Source organism: Gemmata algarum, from assembly GCF_034097035.1.
GTDB lineage: Bacteria > Planctomycetota > Planctomycetia > Gemmatales > Gemmataceae > Gemmata > Gemmata algarum.
In genome coordinates this window covers 38,079-46,519 of record NZ_JAXBLV010000212.1, presented here as the reverse complement: position 1 = coordinate 46,519, position 8,441 = coordinate 38,079, and the positions used below count along the sequence as shown (strand labels likewise).

Here is an 8,441-nt window from a genome sequence, read left to right as displayed (position 1 = left end):
GGCCCTCACCATGCCCGCCGCCGAGCAGGAGCGCCGCATGCGCCGCATGCGCGCCCAGGTCGATGACCACAACATCTACCGCTGGGCCGGGATGCTGTTGTCGGAGGTCGGCAAACGGGTTCCGGATTCACCCCCGATGTCCGCGGAGAAGTCGCAAGGGGAACGCGAGCCGGACCCGAACTTGCGCGCCGCCGCAGACGAAGAGGCAATTGCTCGCGAAACCTACGTGACCGCCATGCAACTGGCCGGCGCCTGACGCACGAGAGCCCACCCACGGAACGTTAAAACAGGGCCGCAACCGTGCGGGAGCAAGCATGATCGCTCCCGCACGGTTGCGGCCCCGGCCCGTTCGAGAGCAGACAGGCACACCACGCTCACCCAGTTCCGGAACAACGATCGTCTTGTGAAAAGTTCGACAATGGTCGCCTGCTCTTTGTCAGGAAAAAACGAGATGCGGGCAGGGAAATGTAACATGTCGTCAATCGGGCGCCAGCTCGTGTAAGAAGGCGGAACGGCGCGGGTATAATCGCGTCGAGTCGGTGCGCACTCGTGCCGGCCCTCTCAGCGGCCCCACGCCCGGTAGCTGAGAACCTCCCTGATCGGCACTTTTAGTGGGTGTTGCATGTTTCACTCCGTCCAGCGTCGTTTGACGTGGTTCGCGCTGGCCCTCGGCGCGCTGAGCTTGCTCCCGCTCACGGGGGTGCTGAAGGCACAACAACCCGGTCGCGCGCGGCCGGCGGGCAGCTACTCCTATGTGCCGCAGGGCGCGTGGCGTCCTGCCGGCTTCAACGGCACCCAAAACAACATCGGTAACGTCGGCCAGATCCAGGGCGGCATCGGCGGTCAGATCCAAGGCGGCATCGGCGGCCAGATCCAGGGTGGCATCGGGGGTATCGGCGGCCAGATCCAAGGTGGGATCGGGGGCATCGGAGGGATCGGCGGCATTCAGGGTGGTATCGGTGGCATTCAAGGCGGTATCGGCGGAATTGGCGGCGGGATCGGTGGGATCGGTGGTCTTCAAGGCGGCATCGGTGGGATCGGAGGTCTTCAGGGCGGCATCGGCGGGATCGGTGGCGGCATCGGCGGCCTTCAGGGTGGCATCGGTGGCATTGGCGGTGGGATCGGTGGCATCGGTGGTGGTATTGGCGGGATCGGCGGAATTGGCGGCGGGATCGGTGGCATCAGCGGCGGGATCGGCGGGAACATTGTCACGTTCCCCTCCATCGGAAGCTACCTGGGTGGTGCCGGCGGGTTCGGTGGCGGCATCGGCGGTATCGGTGGCGGCATTGGCGGCATCGGTGGTGGGATCGGCGGGTTCGGTGGCGGCATTCAAGGCGGTATCGGCGGGTTCGGTGGTGGCATTCAGGGCGGCATCGGAGGCATTCAGGGCGGCATCGGAGGGTTCGGTGGGATTCAGGGCGGCATCGGAGGGATCGGCGGCATTCAGGGTGGGATCGGCGGATTTGGCGGCATTCAAGGCGGCATTGCTGGCATTCAAGGTGGGATCGGCGGGTTCAACATCGGCGGCGGCGGCATCGGTGGCATCGGCGGTATCGGCGGCGGCGGGTTCAACATCGGCGGCGGCGGGTTCGGCGGGAAGCAGCTCGGGTTCAGCGGCGAAACGGGCTACTAACTCGTAACGTGGATCAAGCGCGAAACGGCTCGGCCCGGGGCAGGTGTCCCGGGCCGAGCCGTTTCGCGCTTGACTTGGGCGCGACGCCGGGCGACGATTAATCCTCCCACCTGCCGGTCCACCTTTGCTCCCTCCACCGCAAGGACCGCTCCGCGATGCTCGCTCCCTTTCGCGCCCTCGCTGCCGCCGCTTTGCTCGCCGCCCCGGGCCTCGCACCGGCCGCCGAGCCGCTGCACGTGCGGATCGACCGGCACATCGCCGCCGGCGTCCCGGATTTCAAGAAGAAGGCCGCGCCGCTCACGGGCGACGAGGAGTTCGTCCGCCGGGCGTACCTGGACCTCGCGGGCACCGTCCCCGCGGTCGCCGAGTTGAACCAGTTCCTGACGAGCCCGGAACCGGACAAGCGCGCGAAGCTCGTGGACCGGCTGCTGGCCGCGCCGGGGTACGCGCGGCGCATGGCGTGGCACTTCGACGTGATGCTGATGGAGCGCCGGCCCGACGCGAAGGTGCCCCGGGCCGCGTGGGAGGCGTACCTCCGGGTCGCGTTCTCCGCGAACCGGCCCTACGACCGGTTCGTGCGCGACCTCCTGGCCGCGGACGGCGCCGACCCGAACACCCGCCCGGCCGCGAAGTTCTTCCTCGACCGCGACCTCGAGCCCCACCTCGTGACCCGTGACCTCGGCCGCGTGTTCCTGGGCCGCGACCTCCAGTGCGCCCAGTGCCACGACCACCCGAGCGTCGACGGCTACCGGCAAGCGGAATACTACGGCATCCAGGCATTCCTGAACCGCTCGTTCCTGTCCCCCGACGCACAGGCCGCCGGCGCGGTGATCGCCGAAAGGGCCGAGGGCGACGTGAGCTTCATGAGCGTGTTCGACAAGGACAAGAAGCAGCACACCGCCCTGCCCCGCATCGCCGGCGTCAGGCCGGTTGAGGAGCCCAAGCCCGTAACGGGCCAAGAGCCCAGGGCCGCGCCGAACGCGGTCGCGAAGCCCGCCAACAGCCGCCGCGCCCGGCTCGCCGGCGCGGTGACGAGCCCCGAGAACGCGGCGTTCGCCCGCAACATCGCCAACCGCATGTGGGCGCTGATGATGGGCCGGGGGATCGTTCACCCGCTCGACTGGGATCACGAGAAGAACCCGCCGTCGCACCCCGAGCTGCTCGACGAACTCGCGCGGGAGCTTGTGGCCCGCGGGTACGACCTCAAGTGGCTGGTGCGCGAGATCGCGCTGTCCGAGGCGTACCAGCGGTCGAGCGAGCGGCCCGCGGACGCCGACGCGCCCGAGGACCGCTACTTGGTCGCCATCCTAAAGCCGCTCTCGCCCGAACAGTTCGCATACGCGGTGATGCAGGCGACCGGGCACACCGACGCCGAGCGCGACGCGATCAAGAAGCTCGGGCCGAAGGCGACGGAGGAGATGCTCGACGGGCGGCTGGCGCCGCGGCTGGTCGCGTTCCGGCGGGCGCTCGGCGGCCGGCCCGGGGACGCCGGCGAGACGTTCTCGGCCACCCTCGACCAGACGCTGTTCCTGAAGTACGGCGCGGCGGTGCGCGGGCTGCTCCCCGCGCGCGCCGGCAACCTCGCGGACCGGCTGAGGAAGACCGCCGATCCGGACGCGGTCGCGACCGAGCTGTTCGCGGCAGTGCTCTCCCGGCGGCCCACCGCCGACGAGCGCCAGGACATCGCCGACGCGCTGACGGGCTCCCGGGACCGCCAAACGACGCTCAACGAGCTGGTGTGGGCGATGGTCGCCAGCGCCGAGTTCCGGTTCAACCACTGACACCACCACGCGGTTGATCCGCATTCACGCCTTCATTCTGTAACCGGCCTCACCGCGGCCGGCTACAGAACACAGTTGCTTTCACCGGATTCGATCCGACACAGTGGGTTACGCCCACCTCTTCACCGCACGCGGGAGCCCGACATGCTGCCATGCCAGTACGCCTGCCACACGGCCCCGCACGCGGTCTCGCGGCGCGGGTTCCTCGGCGCGACCGCCGCGCTCGGCCTCGGCGGGTTCGCCAGCGCGGGGGCCGCGAGCGAGCTGAAGAGGTCACAGAAGCGGGTGCTGGTGATCTTCCTGGCGGGCGGCGTGAGCCAGCTCGAGACGTGGGACCCGAAGCCCAACACCGAGACCGGCGGGCCGTTCAAGGCGATCCAGACCTCGGTCACGGGCACACGCATCTCCGAGCTGCTGCCGCACGCGGCGAAGCGGGTGCACAAGCTGGCGCTCGTGCGCAGCCTCAACTCGGTCTCCGACGACCACGGGATCGGCGAGAAGATCATGCTCACCGGGCGCCGGCTGGAGCCCGGGATCGAGTACCCGCACATCGGCGCGGTGGCGGCCAAGCTGCTCGGCGGGGGCGCGTCGGCGCTGCCGGGGAACATCCAGATCCTGCCGCGGGGCGGGAGCGGGTTCGGCGGGCGCGACGCCACGTTCCTGGGGCCGAAGGTGGCGGCGGTGTCGCTCGGCGACGGCAAGCCGCCGGCGGACCTGTTCCGCCCGAAGGACCTCGCGGGCGACGCCGACGCCGCGCGCGAGGCGTTCCGCCGCAAGCTCAACGACCGGTTCGCGCGGTCGCGCAGGTCGGCCGCCACCGAGGCGTACGCCGAGAGCTACGCGCAGGCCGAGCGGGTGGTGCGCCAGGCCGACGTGTTCGACATCGAGAAGGAGAGCCCGAAGGTCGCGGACCGGTACGGGCGGCACGACTTCGGCCGGCACCTGCTCTTGGCCCGGCGGCTGCTGGAGGCCGGGGTGAGCTACGTGAAGGTGTCGCACTCGAACTACGACACGCACCACGAGAACTTCGACTTCCACATCGAGCAGCTCGGCGAGTTCGACCGCCCGTTCGCGGCCCTGCTCGACGACCTGTCCGACCGCGGGATGCTGGAGAGCACGCTGGTGGTGGTGATGAGCGAGATGGGCCGGACCCCGCGGATCAACGACCGGTACGGGCGCGACCACTGGTCGAAGGCGTGGAGCGTGGCGCTGGCCGGCGCCGGGGTCAAGGGCGGGGCGGTGGTGGGCAAGACGAACGCGACCGGCACCGCGGTGACGGACCGCGAGGTGTCCAGCGGGCACCTGTTCCACACGTACCTGCGGGCGGTGGGCCTGGACAGCACGAAGAACTTCTACCCGAACGACCGCCCGGTGCCGGTCGCCGACCCGAAGGCGGCCGCGATCGAGGAGATCCTTGCGTAGCGGGGCCTTCAGCCGCCTCATAGCATCAGCGGCATTGTTTTTGTGGTACAGACATTCCTGGCGGCTTTGTTTTGTGGCACAGACATTCCTGTCTGTGCGTCGTCGTCGGTCCCGACGCCAGGAGGGACCGACCGTCAACCGGCGGGAACCAACACGAGGCGTCATGCCACCGATTCGCCAGTTCCAGGCGACGCGCCGGAACCTACCACACTGGCACCAACCGGGCGCCACGTACTTCCTCACCTGGCGCGTGGGCCCGGGTCGCGAACTCGCGCCGGATGACCGCACACGCGCTCGACGCGATCCGCTTCTGGGACACCAAACGGTGGACCGTGCATGCGGCGGTCGTCATGCCCGACCACGCGCATGCGTTGGTCCGCCCTCTGCCACTCGACACGACCGATGTGACTGCGCGTGAGTTCTACAGCCTGCCGGAACTGACGAAGAGCGTGAAGGGCTACTCGGCACGCGCGATCAACCGGCGCCAGGGGCGGAGCGAGGCGCTGTGGCAGGACGAAGGGTACGACCGCATCGTGCGGAACGACCGGGAGCTGGAAGAAACGTGGGGCTACATCCGCTTCAACCCGGTGAAGGCCGGGTTCGTAGCGGAGCCCGAATTGTACCAGTGGTTGTACTCAGCCGGTCGCGCGGACTGATGTATGATGTCGGTCGCACGGCATGATTTTGTTTTTGTGGCACAGACATTCTTGTCTGTGCTGCGGGCTACGGCCGCGCTGCCGGAAACACCTGAGCTGAAAAGCATCCGCGGCTACGTGTCCTCCCGCCGCCGGTTGACAGGTCGGTTCCTCCTGGCGTCGGAACCGACGACAACGCACAGACAGGAATGTCTGTGCCACGAAACAGAAAGGCAAGCAGCGCCGCCTTCCCGCCGGTTGACAGGTCGATTCCTCCTGGCGTCGGAACCGACGACAACGCACAGACAGGAATGTCTGTGCCACAAAGCCAAGATTCGCAAAGCCCCAACCCGAGAGCCGCTGCCATGTCCGAGGCCCCCCCGCCGCGCCGCGCGTTCGACCCCGCGGCGGCCCGCGTCGCCCACAGCTTCAAGCACCCGCGCCCGCTCGTCGGGTGCCGGTTCGACCCGTCGGGCCGGTTCCTGTTCGCGTCCGCCGAGGACGACACGGTCCAGCGGTTCGACCTGCTCACCGGGGCGAAGACCGCGTTCGTCGGGCACGCGAGCTGGGTGCGCGGGCTCGCGTTCGTTGCCGCCGCGGCGGCCCCCGGCGCGCCCGCACCGAACCCCGGCACGCTTCACGGAGCGATCGGGTTCGGCGCGGTGCGGGCGCCGGTCCCGAAGGCCGCTCCGTTCACGCTGATCTCGGCGGACTACCACGGGAACCTGATCTGGTGGGACGGCGCGGCCGACGCCCCGAAGCCGCTCCGCACCGTGCCGGCGCACGACGGCTGGGCGCGGGCCGTGGCCGTCAGCCCCGACGGGGCGACGGTCGCGAGCTGCGGGAACGACCACGCGGTGAAGCTGTGGAGCGCGGCCGACGGCGCCCCGGTCCGCACCCTCGAAGGCCACACGTCGCACGTCTACAACGTCGCGTTCCACCCGAACGGCCGGCGCCTCGTGTCGTGCGACCTGAAGGGCGTGGTGAAGGACTGGGACGTTAAAACCGGCACGTGCGAGCGCGAGTTCGACGCGAAGGTGCTGGCCAAGTACGACGCCGGCTTCATGGCGGACATCGGCGGCGCCCGCGGGATCGCGTTCCGGGCCGACGGGTCCGCGTTCGCGCTGTGCGGGATCACCAACGTCAGCAACGCGTTCGCCGGCGTGGGCAACCCCGCCGTGGTGCTGATCCACTGGGCGGGCGGCACGCCGGCGCTGCTGCGCCCGAAAGAGGCGTTCCAGGGCACCGCGTGGGGCGTCGGGTTCCACCCGTCCGGGGCGATCATCTCCGCGGGCGGCGGCGGCCAGGGGCGGGTCTGGTTCTGGAAGGGCAAGGACGAAACCGGCGTTCACACGATCAACGTTCCCACCAACTGCCGCGACTTCGCGCTGAGCCCGGCGGGCGACCGGTTCGCCGTGGCCGGCGCCAACGGCACCGCCTTCGTGTACGATTTCACCGGCCCCGCGCCCGCGCCGCCGGCCCCGCCGAAGAAGTGAACCGCCCGCCCCCTTCTACCACATCGGATTCGTCATGCGCTACCTGCTCGCGTGTGCCGCGCTCGGCGCGGCCCTTCCCCTTCTGGCGGCCGACGCCCCGAAGGGCTTCACCCCGCTGTTCAACGGAAAGGACCTGTCGGGCTGGCACGGGTGGGCCGTCCACGCCAAGGGGGGCACCCCGCCCGACGTGGCGAAGCTCGCGCCCGAGGCGCGCGCGAAGAAGGTCGATGAATGGACCGCCGACGCCAAGAAGCACTGGAGCGTCGACAACGGCGAACTCGTGAACGACGGCAAGGGCGCGTACCTGGCGACCGAGAAGGAGTACGGCGACATCGAGCTGCTGGTGGAGTACAAGACGGTCGCGGGGGCCGACAGCGGCATCTACCTGCGGAACACGCCGCAGGTGCAGATCTGGGACAGCGGGCAAACGTTCGACCCCAAGAGCCCGACCCGCAAGCCGCACCTCGGCTCCGGCGGGCTGTTCAACAACACCCCGGGGGCGCCCGGGCGGGACCCGCTCGCCCGCGCGGACAAGCCGTTCGGCGAGTGGAACTCGTTCCGCATCGTCCAGGTGGGGGAGCGCACCACCGTGTACCTGAACGGGAAACGGGTGGTCGAACACGCCCGCATGGAGAACTACTGGGACCGCACGGCCGCGCTCCCGAAGGCCGGCAAGATCCTGCTGCAAACGCACGGCGGCGAGATCCGCTGGCGCAACCTGTTCGTGCGCGAGATCCCGGCCGCGGAGGCGAACGCGATCCTCCGCGCGCACGACGCCACGGGCTTCGAGCCGCTGTTCAACGGCACGGACTTCGACGGCTGGGCCGGGGCGCTCGACAACTACGAGGTCGCCGACGGCGCCATCGTGTGCAAGAAGGGGAAAGGCGGGAACGTTTACGCGAAGCCCGAGTTCGCGGACTTCGCCGTGCGGCTGGAGTACAAGCTCCCGCCGGGCGGGAACAACGGCCTCGCGCTCCGGTACCCGGGCGGGAACGTCCACGTCGCGACGCAGGCCATGTGCGAGTTGCAGATCCTCGACGACACCGCGCCGAAGTACGCGGCGCTCGACCCGCGGCAGTACAACGGCTCGGCCTACGGGATGGTGGCCGCGCGGCGCGGGTACCTGCGCCCCGTCGGCGAGTGGAACTTCATGGAGGTGACGGCGAAGGGGTCGGCCCTGGTGGTCGAACTCAACGGGACCCGCATCCTCGACGCGGACCTGAGCGCGGTGACCGAGTTCAAGGACAAGACCCCGCACCCCGGAAAGGACCGCACGAAGGGGCACTTCGGGTTCGCGGGCCACAACGACCCGGTGGCGTTCCGGGGCATCACGGTGCGGAAGATCGGCAAGTGATTCGCCAGCCGGCCCGGCCGCGGCTCGGTGCGACCGTCCGCCCCTCGCGTGCCGAACCTCACGAACGCCCGCGGCCCGCGACGGAGAGTCGCGGGGACCACCGCAACCAGGGAAAACGGG

Annotated in this window: 6 protein-coding genes and 1 pseudogene; all 7 read left to right on the top strand. The window is 69.7% G+C overall.

Annotated elements, in window-relative coordinates:
• Nucleotides 1-256 (top strand): annotated as a pseudogene (locus R5W23_RS25335) (trehalose-6-phosphate synthase); the annotation flags it as partial.
• Nucleotides 257-622: 366 nt separating this feature from the next.
• On the top strand, nt 623-1,633 hold the full coding sequence (locus R5W23_RS25330) for a hypothetical protein (RefSeq protein WP_320688759.1): 1,011 nt from the start codon (nt 623-625) through the stop codon (nt 1,631-1,633).
• A 155-nt stretch (nt 1,634-1,788) separates the two neighbouring features.
• The gene (locus tag R5W23_RS25325; RefSeq protein ID WP_320688758.1) at nt 1,789-3,414 is read left to right on the top strand and encodes a DUF1549 domain-containing protein; all 1,626 of its coding nucleotides are present in this window, start codon (nt 1,789-1,791) and stop codon (nt 3,412-3,414) included.
• Between the two features lie 144 nt (nt 3,415-3,558).
• Nucleotides 3,559-4,836: a DUF1501 domain-containing protein gene (locus tag R5W23_RS25320; protein WP_320688756.1), complete on the top strand. Its 1,278-nt coding sequence runs from the start codon at nt 3,559-3,561 to the stop codon at nt 4,834-4,836.
• 278 nt (nt 4,837-5,114) lie between these two features.
• A complete protein-coding gene (locus R5W23_RS25315; protein ID WP_320688754.1) occupies nt 5,115-5,492 on the top strand; it encodes a transposase in 378 nt (125 codons plus the stop codon).
• A 344-nt stretch (nt 5,493-5,836) separates the two neighbouring features.
• Entirely contained in the window at nt 5,837-6,967 is a 1,131-nt protein-coding gene (locus R5W23_RS25310) for a WD40 repeat domain-containing protein (protein ID WP_320688753.1), read from the top strand.
• Nucleotides 6,968-7,001: 34 nt separating this feature from the next.
• Nucleotides 7,002-8,321: a 3-keto-disaccharide hydrolase gene (locus R5W23_RS25305; protein WP_320688752.1), complete on the top strand. Its 1,320-nt coding sequence runs from the start codon at nt 7,002-7,004 to the stop codon at nt 8,319-8,321.
• Nucleotides 8,322-8,441 lie beyond the last annotated feature (120 nt).

What these genes read in the sequence shown, in the direction of transcription:
- R5W23_RS25325 (WP_320688758.1), top strand. Translation starts at nt 1,789, where the DNA reads ATGCTCGCTCCCTTTCGCGCCCTCGCTGCCGCCGCTTTGCTCGCCGCC.
- R5W23_RS25315 (WP_320688754.1), top strand. Translation starts at nt 5,115, where the DNA reads ATGACCGCACACGCGCTCGACGCGATCCGCTTCTGGGACACCAAACGG.
- R5W23_RS25305 (WP_320688752.1), top strand. Translation starts at nt 7,002, where the DNA reads ATGCGCTACCTGCTCGCGTGTGCCGCGCTCGGCGCGGCCCTTCCCCTT.
- R5W23_RS25320 (WP_320688756.1), top strand. Translation starts at nt 3,559, where the DNA reads ATGCTGCCATGCCAGTACGCCTGCCACACGGCCCCGCACGCGGTCTCG.
- R5W23_RS25330 (WP_320688759.1), top strand. Translation starts at nt 623, where the DNA reads ATGTTTCACTCCGTCCAGCGTCGTTTGACGTGGTTCGCGCTGGCCCTC.
- R5W23_RS25310 (WP_320688753.1), top strand. Translation starts at nt 5,837, where the DNA reads ATGTCCGAGGCCCCCCCGCCGCGCCGCGCGTTCGACCCCGCGGCGGCC.